The sequence below is a fragment of the Flavobacterium ginsengiterrae genome (genome assembly GCF_039539785.1).
GTDB classification, from domain to species: Bacteria; Bacteroidota; Bacteroidia; order Flavobacteriales; family Flavobacteriaceae; genus Flavobacterium; species Flavobacterium ginsengiterrae.
Genome location: NZ_BAABDU010000005.1, coordinates 56783 through 78063, shown reverse-complemented (window position 1 = coordinate 78063; position 21281 = coordinate 56783). Strand labels below are relative to the sequence as shown.

At 34.6% G+C, this 21281-nt stretch carries 19 protein-coding genes; 13 read left to right on the top strand and 6 right to left on the bottom strand.

Going from position 1 to position 21281, the window contains the following annotated elements:
- The first annotated feature begins 215 nt into the window (after positions 1 to 215).
- The gene (locus ABD859_RS16095; protein WP_345145620.1) at positions 216 to 2651 is read left to right on the top strand and encodes a histidine kinase dimerization/phosphoacceptor domain -containing protein; all 2436 of its coding nucleotides are present in this window, start codon (positions 216 to 218) and stop codon (positions 2649 to 2651) included.
- A gap of 227 nt (positions 2652 to 2878) precedes the next feature.
- Here the strand turns inward: ABD859_RS16095 and ABD859_RS16090 are convergent, their stop codons facing one another.
- The 6 genes from ABD859_RS16090 to ABD859_RS16065 form a co-directional block, all read right to left on the bottom strand.
- Positions 2879 to 3493 carry a pyridoxamine 5'-phosphate oxidase family protein gene (locus ABD859_RS16090; protein WP_345145619.1) on the bottom strand — a complete coding sequence of 205 codons (615 nt, stop codon included), beginning with the start codon at positions 3491 to 3493 and terminating at the stop codon, positions 2879 to 2881.
- A 41-nt stretch (positions 3494 to 3534) separates the two neighbouring features.
- Positions 3535 to 4518 carry a type I glyceraldehyde-3-phosphate dehydrogenase gene (locus ABD859_RS16085; RefSeq protein ID WP_345145618.1) on the bottom strand — a complete coding sequence of 328 codons (984 nt, stop codon included), beginning with the start codon at positions 4516 to 4518 and terminating at the stop codon, positions 3535 to 3537.
- 10 nt (positions 4519 to 4528) lie between these two features.
- Positions 4529 to 5293, bottom strand: a complete 765-nt coding sequence (locus ABD859_RS16080; RefSeq protein WP_345145617.1) for a sulfite exporter TauE/SafE family protein — start codon at positions 5291 to 5293, stop codon at positions 4529 to 4531.
- 40 nt (positions 5294 to 5333) lie between these two features.
- Complete coding sequence (locus tag ABD859_RS16075; RefSeq protein ID WP_345145616.1) at positions 5334 to 5747, bottom strand: nuclear transport factor 2 family protein; 414 nt, start codon at positions 5745 to 5747, stop codon at positions 5334 to 5336.
- 16 nt (positions 5748 to 5763) lie between these two features.
- Positions 5764 to 6630 carry an alpha/beta fold hydrolase gene (locus ABD859_RS16070; RefSeq protein ID WP_345145615.1) on the bottom strand — a complete coding sequence of 289 codons (867 nt, stop codon included), beginning with the start codon at positions 6628 to 6630 and terminating at the stop codon, positions 5764 to 5766.
- A 135-nt stretch (positions 6631 to 6765) separates the two neighbouring features.
- Positions 6766 to 7608 carry an AraC family transcriptional regulator gene (locus ABD859_RS16065; protein ID WP_345145614.1) on the bottom strand — a complete coding sequence of 281 codons (843 nt, stop codon included), beginning with the start codon at positions 7606 to 7608 and terminating at the stop codon, positions 6766 to 6768.
- Between the two features lie 460 nt (positions 7609 to 8068).
- Here ABD859_RS16065 and ABD859_RS16060 point away from each other — a divergent pair, with 460 nt between their 5' ends.
- The 12 genes from ABD859_RS16060 to ABD859_RS16005 all read left to right on the top strand — a co-directional run bounded on the left by ABD859_RS16060 (position 8069) and on the right by ABD859_RS16005 (position 21122).
- Positions 8069 to 10201, top strand: a complete 2133-nt coding sequence (locus ABD859_RS16060; RefSeq protein WP_345145613.1) for a tetratricopeptide repeat-containing sensor histidine kinase — start codon at positions 8069 to 8071, stop codon at positions 10199 to 10201.
- Between the two features lie 493 nt (positions 10202 to 10694).
- Entirely contained in the window at positions 10695 to 11513 is an 819-nt protein-coding gene (locus ABD859_RS16055) for an alpha/beta fold hydrolase (protein ID WP_345145612.1), read from the top strand.
- Between the two features lie 73 nt (positions 11514 to 11586).
- On the top strand, positions 11587 to 11904 hold the full coding sequence (locus ABD859_RS16050) for a phosphoribosylpyrophosphate synthetase (RefSeq protein ID WP_269236041.1): 318 nt from the start codon (positions 11587 to 11589) through the stop codon (positions 11902 to 11904).
- A gap of 222 nt (positions 11905 to 12126) precedes the next feature.
- The gene (locus tag ABD859_RS16045; RefSeq protein ID WP_345145611.1) at positions 12127 to 12759 is read left to right on the top strand and encodes a hydrolase; all 633 of its coding nucleotides are present in this window, start codon (positions 12127 to 12129) and stop codon (positions 12757 to 12759) included.
- 91 nt (positions 12760 to 12850) lie between these two features.
- Positions 12851 to 14284, top strand: coding sequence for an alginate export family protein (locus ABD859_RS16040; protein WP_345145610.1), 1434 nt, complete (start codon positions 12851 to 12853; stop codon positions 14282 to 14284).
- 214 nt (positions 14285 to 14498) lie between these two features.
- A complete protein-coding gene (locus tag ABD859_RS16035; RefSeq protein ID WP_345145609.1) occupies positions 14499 to 15230 on the top strand; it encodes a M17 family peptidase N-terminal domain-containing protein in 732 nt (243 codons plus the stop codon).
- 8 nt (positions 15231 to 15238) lie between these two features.
- Complete coding sequence (locus ABD859_RS16030; protein ID WP_345145608.1) at positions 15239 to 17125, top strand: amidohydrolase; 1887 nt, start codon at positions 15239 to 15241, stop codon at positions 17123 to 17125.
- 10 nt (positions 17126 to 17135) lie between these two features.
- Complete coding sequence (locus ABD859_RS16025; protein ID WP_345145607.1) at positions 17136 to 17564, top strand: DoxX family protein; 429 nt, start codon at positions 17136 to 17138, stop codon at positions 17562 to 17564.
- A gap of 1 nt (position 17565) precedes the next feature.
- Positions 17566 to 18039: a Dps family protein gene (locus ABD859_RS16020; protein WP_345145606.1), complete on the top strand. Its 474-nt coding sequence runs from the start codon at positions 17566 to 17568 to the stop codon at positions 18037 to 18039.
- A gap of 4 nt (positions 18040 to 18043) precedes the next feature.
- Positions 18044 to 18709, top strand: a complete 666-nt coding sequence (locus ABD859_RS16015) for a YoaK family protein (protein ID WP_345145605.1) — start codon at positions 18044 to 18046, stop codon at positions 18707 to 18709.
- Between the two features lie 52 nt (positions 18710 to 18761).
- Entirely contained in the window at positions 18762 to 19754 is a 993-nt protein-coding gene (locus tag ABD859_RS16010) for a sensor histidine kinase (protein ID WP_345145604.1), read from the top strand.
- Between the two features lie 9 nt (positions 19755 to 19763).
- Positions 19764 to 21122: a sigma-54-dependent transcriptional regulator gene (locus tag ABD859_RS16005; protein ID WP_345145603.1), complete on the top strand. Its 1359-nt coding sequence runs from the start codon at positions 19764 to 19766 to the stop codon at positions 21120 to 21122.
- Positions 21123 to 21281 lie beyond the last annotated feature (159 nt).

Below are 21281 nucleotides of genomic sequence, written 5' to 3'. Positions count from 1 at the left end.
CATTTATATAAAAGCCGAAAAAAACATTTAAATCGACTAGTTTTATCAGTATACTATTTTAAAGTCAAAATCTTTGAAAACAAATCAAAAATAATACTGATAATCAGTTATTTATAAACAAAAATATAGTTTAGAAAAGTTAAAATGATATTTTGAAAATGGTAATTTATGTTATATTTTAACACTTTTTTTACCACTAGAATTTATATCCAAAAATGAAGACAATTTATCTTTTTATTTTTATGATGGCTCTTTCGTTCCAGAGCTATAGCCAAACCAAATCAGCAACTTATGATGTAAAGAAAAAGAGGCTGCAGATCAAATCTACTGCCATGTATTTATCTTCTGTAAATCAAGGAACTATGGACATAGATAGTGCTATGGTTTTGGCTTGTACAGCTAATAAACTTCCTGTTTCGTTTTCATACGACGAAGGTTATAATGAAGGAAAACCAGTTTCTGGCAGTGAAATGGTGGATCAAAACAATATAAGCGGTGCGGTTAAAGTACTTTCTAAAATAGAAAAAGCAGATCGCATAAAATTATTACTGCATTTAGGAAGTCATTATTTATTTAAATCCGGCGAAAAAAAGGAAGATCTTAAAAATGCATTTTTGTATATCAATCAGGCTGTTGAAGCTAGTAATTCGTTGGGAATTCTAAAATGGAAAAATCAAAGTAAACTGCTTTTGGCAAAATATTATGCAAAAGCAGGAAATCTCACAGAAAGTAAAAAGATTTTTTCGAATGTTGTTAACGAAAACAGAAAATCAAACGACAGAAAAGCTTTAGCGGAAGCGTTACACAATAAAGGATCTTACCTCGCAATTGATGATCCTGACAAAGAAAAAACATTAGCGGAAGCGAGATTACTTTATAAATCTCTAAAAGAAAAAGAATTAGAGATTGAAATATTAATGAAAATTTTGACTATTCATTTTTGGGCCGGCGACATTGATCTTGCAGAAAAAGAACTTTTAGAAATCTATAAAACACAAAAACAAATAGGTTTTAGGCATACACACTACACTACTGCGCCGCTCACTTTTATTTACAACATTAAAAACAATCCAAAAAAGGCTCTTTTTTATGCTATCGAAAGTGTAGAAACAATGGAGGCCACTCAGGATTTTATTTGTGCCGATAATTTTTATCTGCATTTGGGCAATATTTACAGTGCCATTGGTCATGACGAAGAAGCAATTGCTTTGTTTAAAAAAAGTTTTAATAATCGTGCACGAAGTATCAATAGCGGGAGCTGGCATAAAAGTTTGTATCTAATCATTAAATCGCTTTGCGACGAGAAAAAATACAAAGAAGCGCTTACTTACATCAAATTAACAGATACTTATCCGCCCAATAATGCTGTTGATGATTTTTTTCTGTCTTTTGCTAAAGCTTCTACATTTAAGGAAATGGGAAATACTAAGGAGGCAGAAAAGTTTTTTATTGAAATGGATAAAAAAGCGCAAAAAATATTTTCACCTCAAACTGCTTTAGTGGTAATATTTGGATATTCCAGAATGTCTCTGTTTTATGCACAAAAAGGAAATGTCACAAAAGCGACTTTCTATGCTGACAAAGTTTTTGATTTAACAAAGAAAACAAATCATAATCCGAAGTTTATGGATTTGGAACTGGCTTTATTTAAAATTGATTCTTTGAACGGAAACTACGATTCTTCAATTACTCATTATCAGAATTTTGCAAAAATAAAAGACTCGTTATATGACATTTCTAATAACAAAAAAATTGAAGAATTAAAGGTTCAATATCAAACCTTGAAGAGAGAAGAAAATATTAAAAAACTTGAAGGTCAAAGTAAGCTGCAACAGAGTAAATTAGATAAATCTAAGCTTTTAATCAACTTTTCTGTTGGGGCTATTTTATTACTTTTTGTGATTATTGGATTGTTTTATAATCATTATCAGTTAAAACAAAAAAGCAACCGAAAATTAGAATTGAAAGAAAAAGAAATCAGTCTTCAGAATAAAAACCTTCAAAATTTATTGATTGAAAAAGAATGGCTGATGAAGGAGATTCATCATAGAGTGAAAAATAATCTTCAGACTGTTATGAGTTTACTGAATTCTCAAACCGAATTTATAGAAGATGATCTTGCACTTTCTACCATAAAAAGCAGTCAACATAGAATTCATGCCATGTCGCTCATTCACCAGAAATTGTATATGTCTGAAAATATTGCTTCTATCAATATGCCGATTTATATTAATGAATTGGTCGAATATTTAAGAGATGCATTTAATTTAAATCAGCGTATTCGTTTTGTTATTGAAATTGAAGAATTGGAACTCGAAGTAACACAGGCAATTCCGGTTGGATTGATTATTAACGAAGCGGTTACTAATTCTATAAAATATGCTTTTCCAGATAATCAGAAGGGATTAATTTCGATTTCGCTCACTTCAACTGAAAGTAATCGATATTTACTGACTATTCAAGACAACGGAATCGGGATGCCGCTTAAAGCTGATAAAATAAATACTTCGTTCGGTATGAGCCTTATAGAAGGTTTAAGTGAAGATTTAGAAGGTGATTTTTCTATCGAAAATAATAACGGAACTGTACTGAAATTATCTTTTGAAAAAGACATTTTAGATGTTCACGAAATGATTTACAACGAAGCTTAATTCTGATTCTAAATTTTGACTGTATATTTTATGAATTGCCTCCTGCTTTAGCTGGAGATTTTAAAGTTTTTTTTAAAGGCTTTAACCAAACGGACAAAGTTTGGCTAAAGCCTTTTTGATTTTTTGAATTTCAACATCCAGCTAAAGCTGGACGCAATTTATATTTTCAAAACTGCACGAGCGAGACGCTCGCGCCAGCATTAAGATTTACAATGAATCACAACTTTTTACTTTTTCGAAAGAAGCGCTTCTAAATCTTTAATCTGCTGTTGAAGATCACTTATATGTTTTTTTTGAAGATCAAAAACTTCCTGAATTTCCGCAACCGAAAACCGAGGCGTAATATGCTGCGGACAATTCCAGTCGTAGGCTTTTATCTTGAAAATCATCATTTGCTCGGGTCTGAATTTATAATCTTCGGGTTTCAGTTTTTCATACAATTCACTATCGGCTTCAATGTCTATGATTTCCGCTTCGGCATACATTTTTAGACGCGCACGCTGTGGATACGAAACCATAATGATTGCCACTTTTGGATTTTTAGAAATGTTACCGCTGGAAATATATTGACGGTTTCCAGCAAAATCAACAATACCAATCGTTTTATCATCAATGATTTTTACAAAGCCCGGCGGTCCGCCTCTGTGCTGAATGTACGGAAATTCGTTTTCGCCGTACGTTGCCATATAAAAGCTGTCCATACTTTCGATAAATCCAATTTCAGATTCTGTCAAACCATCTGTGTAAGACGTTTTTTCCATTCGGGCATAACTATTTCGGCTTCCCTTTTTTTCCTGAATTTCTTTTATGGCATCGCTGAAAGCTAGTTCTTGATAATTCATTATTAGATTTTAATAGTTGTTTTTAACTAAAAGACAAATGATTACAATTCCTGAATCTGTCTGATCATTTGGTTGGTAAATCCCCATTCGTTATCGTACCAAGCCATTACTTTTACCAAATCGCCGTCTACAACTCTTGTCATTTCGAGATCTACGGTTGCAGCAAAAGTATTTTTAATAATATCCGAAGAAACCAATTGTTCGTTACTGACATCCAAAACTTTCTGATATCTTGGCGTTTTAGCTTCTTCTGATAACACGGCATTAACTTCTTCCACTGTTGTTGTTCTTTCTGTTACAAAAGTAATATCTGAAATAGAACCAATTGGCACTGGAACTCTAACTGCAATTCCGTCAAATTTACCAACGAACTCTGGTAAAGCTTTTGTAACCGCTACTGCTGCACCGGTTGCTGCAGGTGCCGAATTGAGTCCGGCGGCGCGTCCCATTCTTGGCTCTCTTTTAGAAGGCGCATCAACCAAAGTTTGAGAAGCTGTGTAAGCGTGAGTTGTATTTAGAATTGCTTTTTTAACACCAATACGTCGTCCTAAAATTTCTATTATTGGTCCAATATTGTTTGTTGTACAGCTTCCGCACGAAAAGATGGCAACTTTACCTTCTTCTGTATTTACGCCATGAACAATCGTCGGCGTATCTTTTGTCGGACCAGAAATAACGACAAATTTTGCTCCTGCATGAATGTGTTTTTCTGCATCGGGTTTGTTGGTAAAGAAACCAGTACTTTCTATCGCAACATCAACATTCAGAGATTTCCACGGAAGTTCTGCCGGATCTTTGATTGCTGTATATTTTATTGCTTTTCCATCAACGAAAATTGTGTCTTCTGTAAAGGTAACTTCTTTTTCATATTTTCCATAAACACTGTCTCTCTGAAGCAGATAAACAGCATTTTCGATACTCATTAGATCGTTAATTCCCACTACTTCCATTTCAGGTGTATCGGTAATAATTTTTAAGGCTGCACGACCTATGCGTCCAAAACCATTAATTGCAATTCTTTTCATAAATATATATTTAAATGATATCCAAAAAATAAAGTGTAACCGTTGCTCCGTAAACAATGGCGTTTCTTTTTAGTAAAAGTGTGTTGATTTTTTCATTCCAAGCTTTCCCTAAAAAACCGCCCAAAATAGAGCCCGCAATCATAACAAGAGCAAAAGGCCAGAAAATCAGTCCTGACCAAATAAAAATGAGTATTGCAATTCCGTTGTTTACAGCTATCAAAATCAGACTTATTCTCTCTAAAGTCTCATTGTTTTTGATGCCGTATAAACGAAATAAAATAAACAATATCATTCCCATTCCGGCTCCAAAATAGCCTCCGTAAATTCCCAAGACAAAGAGCGGAATTAATTTTACAGGCGTATACTTAAAACTACTTACTGATTGATTATCAGAATTAAAAAAGTTAAATATACGATTATAAAACGTAAAAAGAATCCAACTGCCTAACAATAAAAAAGGTGCAATTGTTTCGAACACTTTATGTGAAAATGCAATTAAAAGAACGGCTCCAGAAATTCCTCCCAAAGTGCAGGCAGAAAGCATATAATTAAAATTTGTTCTCGAAATTTCTCCTGTATTTTTTATCTTTTTTGAGGAAGCAAGAAAACCCGACCAGAGAACAATCGTCGTAGTTGCTGTTCCTGGTACAGGTTGTATTCCTCTAAAAATCAGACTTGGAAAAATAATAAACCAGCCGCCGCCAATAGTTACATTGACAGCGCCCCCAACAACGGCCATTATAAACAGAAATAAAAGTTCCAGATAGGTATTCATATTACTTTCAATCTAAAGTTGTTTCGTTATGGTTTGAAAATCATTTAAATTCCCTTTCCTTTTCTTCGATTTCCAAATCGTTTATACTGGCAAATCTTCTAGCCATTAAGCCATTTTCGTCAAATTCCCAGTTTTCATTTCCGTACGCTCTAAACCATTTTCCTTCTTGATTTTGGTATTCATACACAAAGCGAACTGCAATTCGATTATCAGTATGTGCCCAATATTCTTTCTTTAGTTTATAGTTTAGTTCTCGCTGCCATTTTCCTGTCAGAAATGCAACAATTTGTTCACGTCCGTTAATAAATTCCGATCGGTTACGCCACTCGCTATCAACTGTGTAAGCCTGAGAAACACGTTCTGGATCTTGACTGTTCCAGGCATCTTCTGCCAGTTGAATTTTTATCAGTGCGGTTTCTAAAGTAAATGGCGGTAATGGATATTTTTTTTCCATGTTGATTCTGTTTGTCTTATTTTGAAACTTTTCTATCTAAGAAATCTTCAATCAGCTCGCCTATTTCTTTTCCGTAACTTTCTAAGGCAAAATGTCCTGTTTCAAAAAGATGAAATTCCAGATTTTTTAAGTCTTTTTTGAAAGCTTCTGCTCCTACGCCAGGAAAGATATAATCGTCTTTTCCATAAACAATCAGCGTTTCTGGCTGGTATTTTCTAAAGTATTCCTGAAATTGCGGATACAACACAACATTGGTTTGGTAATCGTAAAACATTGCCAATTGAATTTCGTTATTTTCTGGTCGCTCCAAATGTCTTAAATCAATTTCCCAATTGTCTGGAGAAACAAGTTCAGGATTTGGAACATTGTGCGTGTACTGCCATTTTAAACCGTCTGGACTATGAAATCCTTGCAAAGTATTTGCCGCTTCTTTGTTGTTGATGTCTTTCCAATATACTTTAAACGGATCCCAGAAAGCTTCTAAACCTTCTTCGTAAGCACAGCCGTTTTGGATAATTAAACTGTCTATTTTTTCTGGATTTGCAATAGCAATTCTAAAACCAATCGGCGCACCGTAATCCATTAAGTACAAACTGAATTTTTGAATGTCTAATTCTTTTAAAAGCTGTGTCATAATCGCTGCCATATTTTCAAACGTATATTTAAATTCGGCAATTGGCGGTTGTTCACTTCTTCCGTAACCCGGATAATCTGGTGCGATTAAATGGTATTTATCTGATAAGTCGTTTATCAAATTTCTAAACATGTGTGACGAAGTTGGGTAACCGTGCAGCAATAACAAAGTTGGCTTTTTCTTGTCTCCGGCTTCTCTGTAAAAAATTTCAACTCCGTTGATTTTCTTTGTGTGGTAAGTTGTTTTCATAGGTTTAATTTTATTGATTAATTTTTAAAGTGTAAATCTTACAATACAAATATGCAACACCTAAAAATCAATACATTAAACACATTTTCCCGATGCTTTAACGATTTTTCCTTCATCTGAAATTATTGTAAAAACTTAGAAATTATTTGATGCTACACGGCTTCTTTCACGATATTGAAGCGGAGATAAACCTTCTTTATTTTTAAAAAATCGGCTGAAAGTCTGAATGTCTTCGTAACCTAAATCATAGGCGATTTCTTTTATGGATTTTGTCGTGTGGTAAATCTGCTTTCGCGCATGCACCATGATTCTTTCGTGAATAATATCAATCGGCGTTCGGTCTGATAAAGACGAAAATAGGTTTGATAACGTTTTGGGAGATTTATTGAGTTTTGAAGCATAAAAAGCAACGTCGTGATGTTTTGCAAAATAGTTTTCGACCAAAAATCTAAAGTCTCTTAAAATATCTGCTTCTTTTTCGCCAGCAATCGTTTTGTTTTCTTTTTTTAATTTTCTGGCGCAGAGAATAATAATTCGTTTTAAAATCGATTGAAGCATTTCGTATTGCAGATTGTCTTTGGATTTCATTTCAATGCAAAAAATATCCCACGAGTTTTCAAATGCGTCCAATTCACTTTCTTCAATAGATAATATCGGAACGCTGGTTACATTAAAAAATAAATCGCCTTTTAAACTATTCTCGATTTCTAAACCGATATGATTAATAAAAGGAAGATTGAATTTTATCAATCTCGCTGACTCAAAATCGGCATCTTCAATTTTATGATGATTGGTAAGAATGATAATATCATTTTTGGATAATTTGTAGTCAATTTGATTCACGATAATACGTGTCGAACTTCCTCTATTCCAGACAAAAGTCATGTCTGTTGATCCTGTGTCAAAAGTTTTTTCTTTACTGGATTTGGTAATCTCGGTAACTTTTAAAAACTCAAGAGTATTGTTTTCGTAAATCATGATAAATTGCTTTAAGTATTTTTGTTTTTGTCAACAATAGCATAAAGCCAAAACACATACCAAAGAATATTACTAATGAATATCAGTCTTTTGAATAATACCAAGGCTTGTAAAGTCTCGATATAAGAGAAAATATAAGAATGCTGTCGAAATATCGAGACTTCTGCAAAACTTATATTACAATATTTCAATTTTTAGAAAGTTTAATACTGAATCAGTTCATTTTTATGGTCAGCCATTTAAAAATTAAATGAATTTATCTACTTTTAAAAACTCAATTGTTTATTCGTATCGCAGACAATTCCAAAAATCTATTATTTTCCTAAAGGTTATTTTTTATTTATATATGATGAGATGTTGTACAGTAAAGTGTTTACTTTTATTTTTAATACTGAGCTGGAATTGCTACTCCATAAAACTTCCTGCATCTCACTCTATTTCAAACCGCAAAGATGAATCATTGGCTAAAGCCAAAATTCAAAATTATCTTGATCACGGAGCTTCTTTTTTATACAAACCGGACAGTTTTAAAATAGATCTTGACAGCGCACGTTCAAATTTTGAAAAGGCTTTTATTTTAAGCCATACTATTAGCGATGGAAATCCAAAATATAAATGTCTCGTTTATTATGGAGAACTTTTTTTTGAGGAAAATAATTACCCAAAAGCTATAGAAACTTTACAAAAAGTTATTCCATTTTATCAAAAAACAAAGCAATATAAAAAGGAAGCCGACTTATGGAAAATGCTGGGTAAACGATTATTCTGGCAGTCTCCCAGAAATTTTAAATCTTTTGATGAAGCCATAATCTGCTTTGATAAAGCCGCGCCGCTTTATAAAAAACTTGGCAGGCTTGAGGATTTCGCTTACATCATAAAATACAAAGCCGATGCTCATTTAAACCAGGGAAGATTAGATCTGGCCGAAAAAGGATTGTTTCAGGCGCTTGGTATTTATAAAAAAATTGGATATAAAAAACTGCAGTTCACTTATGATTTACTGGCAGATGTTTACAGACTTAAAGGCGATTTAGGTAAAAGTCTTTATTATTCCCTTGCGTGCGTAAAAACAATGGAAGAAACACAGGAATTATCTAATGCTCCTGATTTTTATGAACAGCTTGCCATTGCTTATAAAGATCTTGGCAAACATGATTTAAGCATTGAATTGCTTACCAAAGCAATTGCTATTCTTAAATCCAGAGAAGAAATGGATTATACCAACTTATATTCCTTTACTGATTTATTGAGTAAAGAATTAATTCAGACAAAAAAGCCAAAACAAGCTTTAAAAGAGGTACAAAATATTATAAAGCAATATCCTCCTCAAAAAAATACAGATAAAGCCATTATATATGGTTCACTGGCCTATTGCTACAACAAAAACAACGAGACAAAACGTGCCGAAGCTAAGTTTATAGAAATGATAAACTTATATGAAGAAAGCAATTCTCCTATGTATATTATTGATTTATCTAAGGCTTATTTTGAATTTGGAAAATTCTACGAAGAGCATAAAAATTATGATAAAGCAAAAGTCAATTTTCAGAAATCACTTGATTTTTCCAGCGGAATTGTAGAGCTCTCTCAAGTAAAGGAAGCCAATTTATATCTCTTTAAAATTGATTCTGCGAAAGGAAATTACATTACAGCAATCAAATATTTTCAGAAATATAAGAATTTGAATGATTCTATTTTTAATGAGAAAAAAAATAAGCAAATTGAAGAATTGCAGATTTTATATGGTCTTGAAAAAAAAGAAAAAGAGTTTTCTGCCTTAAAATCAAATATGAATGCCGAAAAAGAAAAAACAATTAAAGCGCAAAGCACCATAAAATTTGGTATTTGTGTGGTTGCTTTTCTTTTGGTGAGCATCGTTCTGTTTTGGATAAGTTATCAGGAAAAAAAGAAAAACAATTTTCTTTTGATCAATCAAAAAAATGAAATTGATAATAAAAATGAAGCATTGCAGAAACTCGTAATCGAAAAAGAATCGCTTATGCAGGAGATTCATCATCGTGTAAAAAATAATCTGCAGATTGTGATGAGTCTTTTAAACTCGCAATCGTCTACTTTAAAAAATAAAGAAGCTTTTGACGCCATTCAAAAAAGCCAGCACAGATTATACGCGATTTCTCTTTTGCACAAAAAATTATACAGAACAGATATTGTACGGGAAATTGAAATGGAAAATTATATTAATGAACTTTTGCATAATTTCCGCGATACTTTTGATATGCAAAATATCATTTTTGAAGTAGATCTTGATCCGTTACTTTTAGACGAAGCGCAAGCCGTTTCTGTAGGTTTAATTTTGAATGAAAGTATTACAAATGCCATAAAATATGGATTTCCAGAGAATCAAAAAGGGACTATTTTAATAAATATGAAGTCTCTTGAAAACTTTAAAATAAAACTTCAAATCAAAGATAACGGAATTGGTTTCCCTAAAGATTTTGATGTTTCTGAGACTTTAGGCATCAATTTAATCAGCGGTTTGGCACAACAGCTCGATGGCGGAGTTTCGTTTTTTAATGATAATGGCGCTGTGGTTGAAATTCAATTTATAAAAAACAATATTTCTCAAAAGTAAAAGCTGATTTTTTAATACTGCTTCCGCATTTTCTCTTTAGTTTATGAAGAACAGGAAGTAATTTTTCATTTTTAAAAAAAAGTCTGATAAGGTTTAAAAAATCTTATCAGACTTTTTTTTGCGACATATAAAGCTCTCTAAATTTCCTTAATTCTCATTACTGCACTAATAAATTTACGATATATCGTAACAAAAAAATACAGCCAAAATCTACAAAACCCTTATAAACAAAGGCATCAGCAGAAAGGCATGTTATTTGGCTATTCTTGTGCATCGTTCTAATAATTCAAATAAAAACAATCAAAATATTCCGTTGGACAAAAGCCAGGAAGATTAATCTAGATTAAGAACTAACAGCAAAAAACACCTTCTTAATCTAGATTAATAGACACACTTTCTATTCCACAATAGATTTGCAGTATCAATAACACAAAACCACACAATTAACAAATAACATATTAAAAATTAAATCAATAATTAAAAACCATAACAAATGAGCACAATTACAGTAAAAGACGGAACACAGATTTATTACAAAGACTGGGGAACAGGACAACCAATCGTTTTCCACCACGGATGGCCATTATCTGGCGATGATTGGGATGCCCAAATGATGTTTTTCTTAAAACAAGGTTACAGAGTTATTGCTCACGATCGCCGCGGACACGGACGTTCTGGACAAAGTTCTGAAGGAAATAACATGGACACTTACGCAGCAGACGTAGCAGAATTGACTGAAGCATTAGATTTAAAAGATGCTATTCACGTTGGACACTCAACTGGAGGTGGTGAAGTAATTCGTTACGCAGCAAAATACGGAAAAGGACGTGTTGCAAAAGCGGTAATCATAAGTGCTGTAACACCTGTTATGATTCAAAAAGAATCGAACCCTGAAGGTGTGCCATTATCTGTTTTTGACGAAATCAGACAAGGAACAGCATCTAACAGAGCACAATATTTTTACGATTTCCCAATTCCTTTTTACGGATGGAACCGCGAAGGACAAACTGTTCAAGAAGGTATCAAACACAACTGGTGGCGTCAAGGAATGATGGGTTCTGTTTTGGCTCATCACGACGGAATTAAAGCGTTTTCTGAATCAGATTTTACAGAAGATCTTAAAAGTTTAGATATTCCTGTTTTGGTTTTACACGGAGAAGACGATCAAATCGTTCCTTTTAATCAGGCTCCAAAAGCAGCAGCTCTTTTGAAAAACAGCAAATTAATCGCTTACCCAGGTTTTCCTCACGGTATGCCGACAACTGAGGCTGAAACTATCAATAAAGATATTTTAGAATTTATTAAAGCATAATCTGACAGTCTTTAATTAACCAAACTGCCTGATAAAAATCCCTTTTTACAGGCAGTTTAAAAAAAATCTTCTTATGAGTTTATTTCAACAACCCTCATTTGACACGGTTACAGAAGCGCTTCAATGGCTGAATCTTCAAGGTTTTACACAAAATTTCAATCTTGATGTAAACTGTATTCGTTACAACAATAACTCGCAGTCTATGTCTCCTGACGAATTTAAGATTGAATATATTTTTCGTTTTGAAGGCGATACAGATCCCGGCGACGAAGACATCGTGTACGGAATTATCTCTGACGTCTACAATATAAAAGGAGTTTTAACCAGCGCTTTTGGTATTTATGCCGATTCTGTTTCTGTAGAAATGATTAAAAAACTTTCTACACATTAATATTTAATTTCAATTGCCTCCTGCTTTAGCTGGAGGAAAATAAATTAAGCAAAATTATGGCTTTAGCCCAATAAGCGGCTTTTGGCTAAAGCCCCATTTTGAGAATAATTCCAAATACCTCCAGCTAAAGCAGGAGGCAATTCATCTTTACAAATCAATAAAAACATCAAAGCCTAACAATTTACAGGCTTATTTAATTAATAATTTTTAAAAATAAATAACATGAAACCATCAGTAAACTTATTATCACCAGACAATCACGCATTAGTATTAATTGACTTTGAAGGTCAAATGGCATTTGCTACAAACAATATCGCTTTAAGCGAATTAAGAAATAACGTTGCTATTATCGGCGGTGCATCAAAAATCTTTAATGTAGCAACTGTAGTTACAACGGTTGCAGAAGAAAGTTTTTCTGGACCAGTTTTTCCAGAAGTAGAAGAATTTTTCCCAATCGCAACTTCAGGATATATTGATCGTACCTCAATGAATACTTGGGAAGACGAAAACGCATACAAAGCTATCGTGGCAAAAAACAAGAAAAAATTAGTTCTGGCAGGATTATGGACAAGTGTTTGCATCGTTGGGCCAGCATTATCGGCAATTGAAGAAGGTTACGAAGTTTACGTAATTACAGACGCTTGCGGAGACGTAACTGCAGAAGCACACGAACGTGCGGTACAAAGAATGATCCAAGCTGGTGCAATGCCAATAACTTCAATTCAGTATTTATTAGAACTTCAAAGAGACTGGGGACGTCAGGAAACGTATGTTCCGGTAACTGATTTAATGAAAAAACATGGTGGTTCTTACGGATTAGGAATTCACTACGCACACAACATGTTGAAACACTAAATCAATTTCAAATTTCAAAATTCAATTTCAAATTTCAATGTCAATGTCAATGTCAATGTCAATGTCAAACTTAAAACCTAAAACTTGAAACTTGAAACTTGAAACAAAAATAAACACAATCCTTTTACGCTTCATTATTTTGAGATCAACAAAAACCATATCAAACAACGTCAAATTACTTTTTCTTTTTCTCTTTTTGGGAAGTATCGCATCGGCACAAAATTTTAAGCTTTTACGTTACGACGAAAATTACGAATCGCTGAAAGATTCTACCCGAAACTTTTACGAGAAGTTAAAATTTGTTCCTTTAAATCAAGAGAAAGATTTTTACCTGTCTTTTGGAGGCGAAGCACGATATGAATACGTTGATTTCAATAATGAAGATTGGGGAAGATTAAATATTGGCCACAACAATTTTCTTTTACAGCGTTACGATCTTCATGCCGATATTCATTTAGGAAAAACCTTTAGAGTATTTGCACAATTAAGAAGTGCCTTAGAAGATGGCAGAGTAAATGGAGCAAGAGGCATTGACGAAGATCAACTGAATATTCAAAATCTGTTTTTGGATGTCACACTTTGGCAGCAAAAAGATAAAAAACTCATTGTCCGCGCCGGAAGACAAGAACTTGATTACGGTTCTGGAAGATTGATTTCGGTAAGAGAAGGGCCAAATGCAAGATTGTATTTTACAGGAGGAAAAATAATGTACTCCTCTGCCCGATTCTCAATTGATGGTTTTGCCATGATGGCCGATACGATTTACACCGGTGTTTTTGATAATAAAATGTCGAAACAACTGAATCTTTGGGGCGCTTATTCTAAAATCATTTTCCCAAAAGCAGGAAATCTGGATTTGTATTATCTCGGAATCAAAAGAAATGAATCGCTTTTTGAACAAGGAATTGCTCCCGAAAAACGACATACCGTTGGTACAAGATTTTGGAAATACGGCGGCGGTTTTATTTATAATCTCGAAGCCGCTTATCAATTCGGAAGTTTTGGTTCAGGAGATATAAACGCTTGGACAGCCTCGGCAGATTTGGGTTATTTGTTTGAAAACATCAAATTTAAACCGACCATAAATCTTCGAAACGATTATATCTCAGGAGATCAGAACAAAGACAATCCGAATTTACAAACCTTTAATCCGCTGTATCCAAAAGGAGGTTATTTTGGTTTTAGTCCGCAGGTTGGACCGGTCAATCTTATCGATATTCATCCGTACGCCACAATGGATTTACTGCCAACGCTAAAGATGCAGGTCGATGTGGTTTTTAACTGGCGATTCTCAACGCAAGACGGAGTTTACAGACCAAGCGGAACATTGAATCTTCGAGGAAGTGAATCAGACGAACGTTATATCGGAACGGCTTATTTAGCCAATTTCACTTACAGCGTCAACAAATATATTTCAGTCGTAAGCGGGATTCAATATTTTAAAACTGGCGCTTTTATCAACGACATTATTCCAAATTCTAAAGACGGTATTTTCTGGAATGCTCGACTTGGATTTAAATTTTAAAAACATAATTCTTTTAAACACATAGCCTAAAAAGAACACGGATGACACGGATTCGCTATCGCGAAAACGCTGATAAAAACGGATTTTTAAATAAAATCCTCTAAAAAAATCTGTGTAAATCCGCGTTTTCGCGATAGCGAATCCGTGTCATCCGCGTCAAAATCTACGTCACTATATGTTTAAAATAAAAACAACATCAACTAAATTTCTAAATATGAAAAACATAGCCATTTTCAAAAAATATGCGATTAGAGAAACGACTCTAATTTTTCTACTATTCGCAGGCTTAACAAATACTGCTTTTGCACAAAACGCTGCACTCGGATCGACTACAACTTGGGGAAAAGTAGACGGAGTTGCTGTAAACGGATTGGTTCAAGGACCATCTGCAGCAGAAGCAGATTTACAAGTTGCCTGCGTTTTTGAATATACAGAAGGGGATATTTTTAACCCTCCTGCACTTCCTGCCAATCTTAACGGAATGGTGCATCTTGACGATGCTTTTAAAGGCCTAATTACCGAATTAAGAAAAAGCGGCAAATTTACAGGACATGCTCTTGAAACTTTATTGATTACACCGCCAAAAGGAACTTTAGCATCAAAAAAACTTTTACTTATTGGTCTGGGCGACCGAAGCAAATTTACTCCAGATTTAATGATCAGTGTAGGAAGTGTTGCTATGCGTGAGGCTTTGCGTTTAGGCGTTAGCAATTTTTCTTTTGCGAGTGATATTAAAGATGCCGGAATCGATTCTCCAACAGCTTTGGTAGCGTCAAATGTAGTTTTAGGTTCTTTTGAAGCTTACAGAACGCAGAATTATTTAAAAGAGAAAAAATTATCAGACAATAAGCCTTTAACTAAAATTATTCTGCTTGCAGGACCAGCGTTCTACACAGTTGCAGGCGAAGGAATTAAAGAAGCGATCACAAAATTAAACTCTAAATAAGTAAAGTTATGAAAGCAGATTTAATTTTATTCAATGGAAAAATTCACAGTTTCAATACCGAAACACCAAATGCAACCGCTGTAGCCATAAAAGACGGAAAATTTATTGCTGTTGGAAACGACAGCGAGATCATGAGTTTTGCATCTTCAGAAACCAAAATAATTGATCTTTTAAACCGAAGAGTGGTTCCAGGAATCAACGATTCACACATTCACTTAATTCGCGGCGGGTTAAACTACAATTTAGAATTGCGCTGGGATGGCGTTCCTTCTCTTGCTGATGCACTTCGAATGTTAAAAGAACAAGTAGACCGCACTCCAAATCCGCAATGGGTTCGTGTTGTGGGCGGCTGGTCAGAATTTCAGTTTGCCGAACGCAGAATGCCGACTTTGGAAGAAATCAATGCGATTGCTCCAGAAACGCCGGTTTTTATTCTGCATTTATACGACAGAGCCATTATGAACAGAGCGGCGCTTAAAGCGGTTGGTTACAACAAAAACACACCAGCTCCTCCGGGCGGTCATATCGAAAGAGATGCAAACGGAGAACCAACGGGATTAATTATCGCCACGCCAAATGCTATGATTTTATATTCGACTTTGGCTAAAGGTCCGACACTTTCGTATGAACATCAAATCAATTCGACACGTCATTTTATGAAAGAATTAAACCGTTTCGGAATCACAAGTGTGATTGATGCCGGCGGTGGTTTTCAGAATTTTCCAGATGATTATAAAGTCGTAAATGAATTGAACGAAAAAAAGCAATTAACGGTAAGAATCGCTTATAATCTTTTTACACAAAAGCCAAAACACGAATTTGAAGATTTCTCTGATTGGATTGATACGGTAAAATTATATCAAGGAAACGATATGTATCGTCATAACGGTGCGGGCGAAATGTTGGTTTTCTCTGCAGCCGACTTTGAAGATTTCTTACAGCCAAGACCTGATTTACCAGAAAATATGGAAGCAGAACTAGAAAAAGTAGTTCGCCTTTTGGTAGAAAACCGCTGGCCGTTTAGGCTTCATGCGACTTATAACGAAAGTATAACCCGATTTTTGAATGTCTTCGAAAAAATAAATCAAGATGTTCCGTTCAACGGATTGCCTTGGATTTTTGATCACGCTGAAACTATTGACGAAAGAAATATCGAACGTGTAAAAGCACTTGGTGGCGGAATCGCGATACAAAGCAGAATGGCGTATCAAGGTGAATATTTTACCGATCGTTACGGAGCAAAAGCAGCCGAAAATACACCGCCAATCAAAAAAATGATTGAGATGGAAGTTCCGGTTGGCGCGGGTTCAGATGCTACACGCGTGAGCAGTTATAATCCGTGGGTTTCTATGTATTGGATGACGGTTGGAAAAACAATCGGCGGTCTGCAATTGTATAATGAAACGAGATTGAACAGAAAAACAGCTCTTGAATTGTACACCAGAGGAAGCGCTTGGTTTTCGCAGGAACAAACTAAAAAAGGCGATATAAAAACAGGAATGTTTGCCGATTTAGTGGTTTTAGATCGTGATTATTTTAGCATCGACGATGAAGACATCAAAAAAATCGAAGCCGATTTAACGATTGTAGACGGAAAAATTGTCTACGCAAATGGCGATTTCTCTTCGTTCTCGCCGCCACATATTCCGATTTTGCCAGATTGGTCTCCAACGAATATTTACAACGGATATCCAGCGAGAAGCAGTTTTCAAAGTACAATTGAGAAAAATGCACATACTCATGCAAAACCAAGTCTGACTTCTCAGATTCACAGTTGCAGTGGCAGCTGCGATGTGCACTTACACAATCACGATGCTGCAAGATTGAGCAACGTTCCTGTTAACAATTACAATGCATTTTGGGGCGCTTTAGGCTGTTCTTGTTTTGCTTTTTAATATTATAAAAATGATAGACCTTATAAAACAAATCCTGAACTCAGATTTAGGAAGTTCATTCAACAATGCTGCAATTCTGGTTTTTAGAATTCTATTGGCTGTCGAACTTTTTAGAGTGCACGGAATGAAAAAATTCAGAGTCGAAAACGGACAAAAAGAACACGTTCCGAATCCGCTGCATCTTCCTGAAAAACTAAACGGATTAGTGGCAACTTTCTCTGATACCGTAGTTCCTTTTTTTATTATTCTCGGACTCGGAACACGCTTAGCCGTTTTGCCAACAATTGGTGTAACCGCTGTTGGTTATTTTGTGGTTCATAGAAAAGATTCGCTCGAAGTACGCGACGTTCCTTATATGTACACTTTATCCTTATTACTAATTCTCGCTCTTGGAGCAGGAACATATTCACTTGATTATTATTTACTAAACCTAATTTAAAATGAAAGCAAACATCGGAATTAAACAAGAAAACATTAACAAAGTAGTTGATGTATTAATTAAAGTTCTTGCAGATGAATTTGTATTGTACACCAAAACAAGAAGAGCGCATTGGAACATTGAAGGTCCGGATTTTTACAACAAACATCTTTTCTTCGAAAAACAATACGAAGAGATTGACGAAATTATGGACTCAGTTGCAGAAAGAGTCAGAGCTTTAGGTCATTATACTCCTGCAACATTAAAAGACTTCTTAGAATTGACGCATCTTTCAGAAGAGTTAAAAGAGAAAAATGACGCTAACGGTTTCATTAAAGAATTGCTTATCGATCACGAAAGCATCGTTATTTACTTACGTGAAAATATCAATCATATCGCTAATGATTTACAAGATGCTGGAACAAGCGATTACATTACTGGTCTTGTAGAAACTCACGAAAAAATGGCGTGGATGCTTCGTGCCCACTTAAATTAATACTATGGAAATTCAAAAAAATATTTGGTACGTAACCCTGCTTTTAACCATTATAGCAGGGTATTGCGATACCGTAACTTTTGTCGCAGCCGATTCGATATTTTCGGCACACGTTACGGGCAACTTTATTGTCTTCGCTTATCAAATCATCAAAGGTTCTGATGTTCACGCTTGGATAAAATTATTGACTTTTCCTGTTTTCATCTTAGCTGTAATCGTTGGCGGAAGAATCGCTTTAAAAAGTATAAACCGTTACACTATTTTATTTTGGGAAGGCGTAATATTAGTTTTGTCCGGAATCGCTTCTTATGTTTTTGGTTACTTAGAAAATTTTTCAGAATGGACGATGTACGCTGTAGCCATGTCAACTGTATTTGCAATGGGACTTCAGAATGCTTTCGGAAAATTGTTTGCTAAAGAAACCCACGGACCTACAACGATGATGACAGGAAATGTAACTCAAGCTTCATTAGATTTAGGAAACCTGATTAAAAACGGAACAAACGATGCCGATTCGCTTTTAAGTTTTAAGAAACAATTGGTTACCATTTTTGGTTTTCTAATAGGCTGTTTTCTTGGAGCAGTTGCCGGAAAGTTTTTTGGTCTTGGAACTTTAATTTTACCCGGAGCAGCCATGATTATTTGTTATTGGTATCATAGAAACAATTAAATAGTAACGCACATGAATTTGCAGAATTTTGATAATCGATTATTGTAAAAAAATGAATAGTAGAACCTTCTTTTCTGTCCAAAAACATGTGCGTCATTTATATGCCGCTTTCTTATTTTTAACAGTAAACCTTTTTTTGACCGCTCAGACCAAGTCAATTTTTATTTTATCCTATAAAAATAGAATCAGTTATTCGCTTACTGCAGAGCACAAACTGCAAAAAATTCAAACCCGAAACGATGCCGTAATTCTATATGTTTTTATAGTAAGTCTGGTTATTTTAGTTCTTTTTATAATATTATTTTACAATTGTTTTTGGTTGAAAAAGAAAATCAACGAACAACTGGAAATAAAAAAACAGGAAATCGACGCGCAAAATAAACTGAACCAAAAAATGTTCGTTGAAAAAGAATGGCTTTTAAAAGAAATTCATCATAGAGTAAAAAACAATCTCCAAATTGTAATTAGTTTACTCAATACACAATCCGCTTATTTAGACAACGAAGATGCCTTGCTGGCGATACAAAACAGCCAACACAGAATGCAGGCAATGTCAATACTTCATCAAAAATTATATCAATCTGATAATCTGACCAATATAGATATGTCTTGGTATATTTATGAATTGATAGATTATATCAAAGAATGTTTTGAAATCGATGACCAGATACATTTTATTCTGGATATAGAAAAAGTCTGTCTCGATGTCTCACAAGCTATACCGCTGGGATTAATAATAAACGAATCTGTTAGTAATGCCATAAAATTTGCATTTCCTGTTGACAAAAAAGGTAAAGTTCATATTGAACTGAAAAACATTGGCGAAAACACGTATAAATTAGTCATTGCCGACAACGGAATTGGTGTTTCCGAAAATTTTAATTTTATCGAAAAAAAATCATTGGGCGTAAACTTAATTACGGGATTAAGCGACCAGATTGATGGAATTTTTGAAATGAAAAATGACAACGGACTGATAATTCAAATTACCTTTACTAGAAAAACAGAATTTGAAGAAACTGCCCCAAATTCTGAAACTATATAATTTATGTTAATGAAGGAGAAAATTCTAATTGTTGAAGACGAATTTATTGTAGCAAACGATCTAAAAATCATGCTGCTCAAAGCAGGTTACGAAATAACCGGCATTGCTTCTTCTGTAGTTCAGGCACGCAAATTAATTGAAGAAAAAAGACCCGATTGGGTTTTGTTGGATATTATGTTAAAAGGCGATATGACGGGAATTGAACTTGCTTGGGAACTTCGCGAAATGCAATTACCATTTCTCTATATTTCTGCGAATACCAATCAGTCAACATTAGAAGCTGTAAAGGCAACAAATCCGTATGGTTTTATGGTAAAACCGTTTAGAGAACGTGATCTTATTGTAATGCTGGATATTGCAAAATACCGATTTAATCAGGAAAACGGAACGCAGTCAGACATTCATACCAAAGAAAAAACACAGGAAATTAACGGAATTATTGGAAACAGCCAATTACTGCAGGAAGCAATTGAGAAAATAAAAATTGTAGCGCCGGCTCAAACTTCTGTTTTAATTCTTGGCGAAAGCGGTACGGGAAAAGAAAAAGTCGCGCATGCTATACACGATCTTTCGGCTCATAAATCAAGCCCGATTGTGGTTGTAAATTGTGCTGCACTACCACATTCACTAATAGAATCAGAACTTTTTGGACATGAAAAAGGCGCTTTTACAGGAGCAAATTCTTTACGAATTGGAAAATTTGAACAAGCACATAACGGAACTATTTTTCTAGATGAAATTGGTGAATTGCCTTTAGACTCTCAGGTAAAATTATTACGCGTTTTACAAGAAAAAGAAATTCAGCGTTTAGGTGGAAATTCAACCATAAAAATTAATGTTCGTATTGTTGCGGCAACCAACAGATCGTTGGAAAAAGAAGTTGCAGAAGGCCGTTTCAGGCTCGATTTGTATTATCGATTGAATGTTTTTCCAATTGAATTACCGCCATTAAAAGAACGAAAAGAAGATATTGAAGCACTTGCCAATCATTTTCTTAGAAAATATGCTGCAAGTTCGCGCAAAAACGTTTCGAGTATAAGTGCCAATGCTTTGGAACAACTAATGCAATACAACTGGCCGGGAAATATTCGCGAACTCGAACATTTGATAGAAAGAAATGTTTTGCTTTCTAAAACAAATGAAATTGAAAAATTTGATCTTCCACTGTCAGTCTCGAGTCCGATTCAAGAAAGTTCGGGTAAAATGAAAACGATGGAAGAAATGGAAAAAGAACATATTTTGAATGCATTAAAAGCCTGTGATGGAAAAGTTTCGGGAATCGGCGGTGCAGCAGAACTATTGCAAATGTCTGCTCAAACCTTGTATTCAAAAATGAAAAAGTTAGGGATAAAACAGGGATATAATTAATTTGTTTTGCCGTTTTTAACCGCAAAGGACGCAAGGAATTACGCAAGGTTCGCAAAGGTTTGTTATATTGATTATTAGGCACAGTTTGTCATTTCGACGAAGGAGAAATCTCCGCAAGAAGCTCGACAAAGATTGACTTCTCATTGCGGAGTTACTTAC

Excerpts from the sequence above, each read along its gene's own strand:
- ABD859_RS16095 (WP_345145620.1), top strand. The coding sequence starts at position 216 with ATGAAGACAATTTATCTTTTTATTTTTATGATGGCTCTTTCGTTCCAG.
- ABD859_RS16090 (WP_345145619.1), bottom strand. The coding sequence starts at position 3,493 with ATGAATTATCAAGAACTAGCTTTCAGCGATGCCATAAAAGAAATTCAG.
- ABD859_RS16085 (WP_345145618.1), bottom strand. The coding sequence starts at position 4,518 with ATGAAAAGAATTGCAATTAATGGTTTTGGACGCATAGGTCGTGCAGCC.
- ABD859_RS16080 (WP_345145617.1), bottom strand. The coding sequence starts at position 5,293 with ATGAATACCTATCTGGAACTTTTATTTCTGTTTATAATGGCCGTTGTT.
- ABD859_RS16075 (WP_345145616.1), bottom strand. The coding sequence starts at position 5,747 with ATGGAAAAAAAATATCCATTACCGCCATTTACTTTAGAAACCGCACTG.
- ABD859_RS16070 (WP_345145615.1), bottom strand. The coding sequence starts at position 6,630 with ATGAAAACAACTTACCACACAAAGAAAATCAACGGAGTTGAAATTTTT.
- ABD859_RS16065 (WP_345145614.1), bottom strand. The coding sequence starts at position 7,608 with ATGATTTACGAAAACAATACTCTTGAGTTTTTAAAAGTTACCGAGATT.
- ABD859_RS16055 (WP_345145612.1), top strand. The coding sequence starts at position 10,695 with ATGAGCACAATTACAGTAAAAGACGGAACACAGATTTATTACAAAGAC.
- ABD859_RS16050 (WP_269236041.1), top strand. The coding sequence starts at position 11,587 with ATGAGTTTATTTCAACAACCCTCATTTGACACGGTTACAGAAGCGCTT.
- ABD859_RS16045 (WP_345145611.1), top strand. The coding sequence starts at position 12,127 with ATGAAACCATCAGTAAACTTATTATCACCAGACAATCACGCATTAGTA.
- ABD859_RS16035 (WP_345145609.1), top strand. The coding sequence starts at position 14,499 with ATGAAAAACATAGCCATTTTCAAAAAATATGCGATTAGAGAAACGACT.
- ABD859_RS16030 (WP_345145608.1), top strand. The coding sequence starts at position 15,239 with ATGAAAGCAGATTTAATTTTATTCAATGGAAAAATTCACAGTTTCAAT.
- ABD859_RS16025 (WP_345145607.1), top strand. The coding sequence starts at position 17,136 with ATGATAGACCTTATAAAACAAATCCTGAACTCAGATTTAGGAAGTTCA.
- ABD859_RS16020 (WP_345145606.1), top strand. The coding sequence starts at position 17,566 with ATGAAAGCAAACATCGGAATTAAACAAGAAAACATTAACAAAGTAGTT.
- ABD859_RS16015 (WP_345145605.1), top strand. The coding sequence starts at position 18,044 with ATGGAAATTCAAAAAAATATTTGGTACGTAACCCTGCTTTTAACCATT.
- ABD859_RS16010 (WP_345145604.1), top strand. The coding sequence starts at position 18,762 with ATGAATAGTAGAACCTTCTTTTCTGTCCAAAAACATGTGCGTCATTTA.
- ABD859_RS16005 (WP_345145603.1), top strand. The coding sequence starts at position 19,764 with ATGAAGGAGAAAATTCTAATTGTTGAAGACGAATTTATTGTAGCAAAC.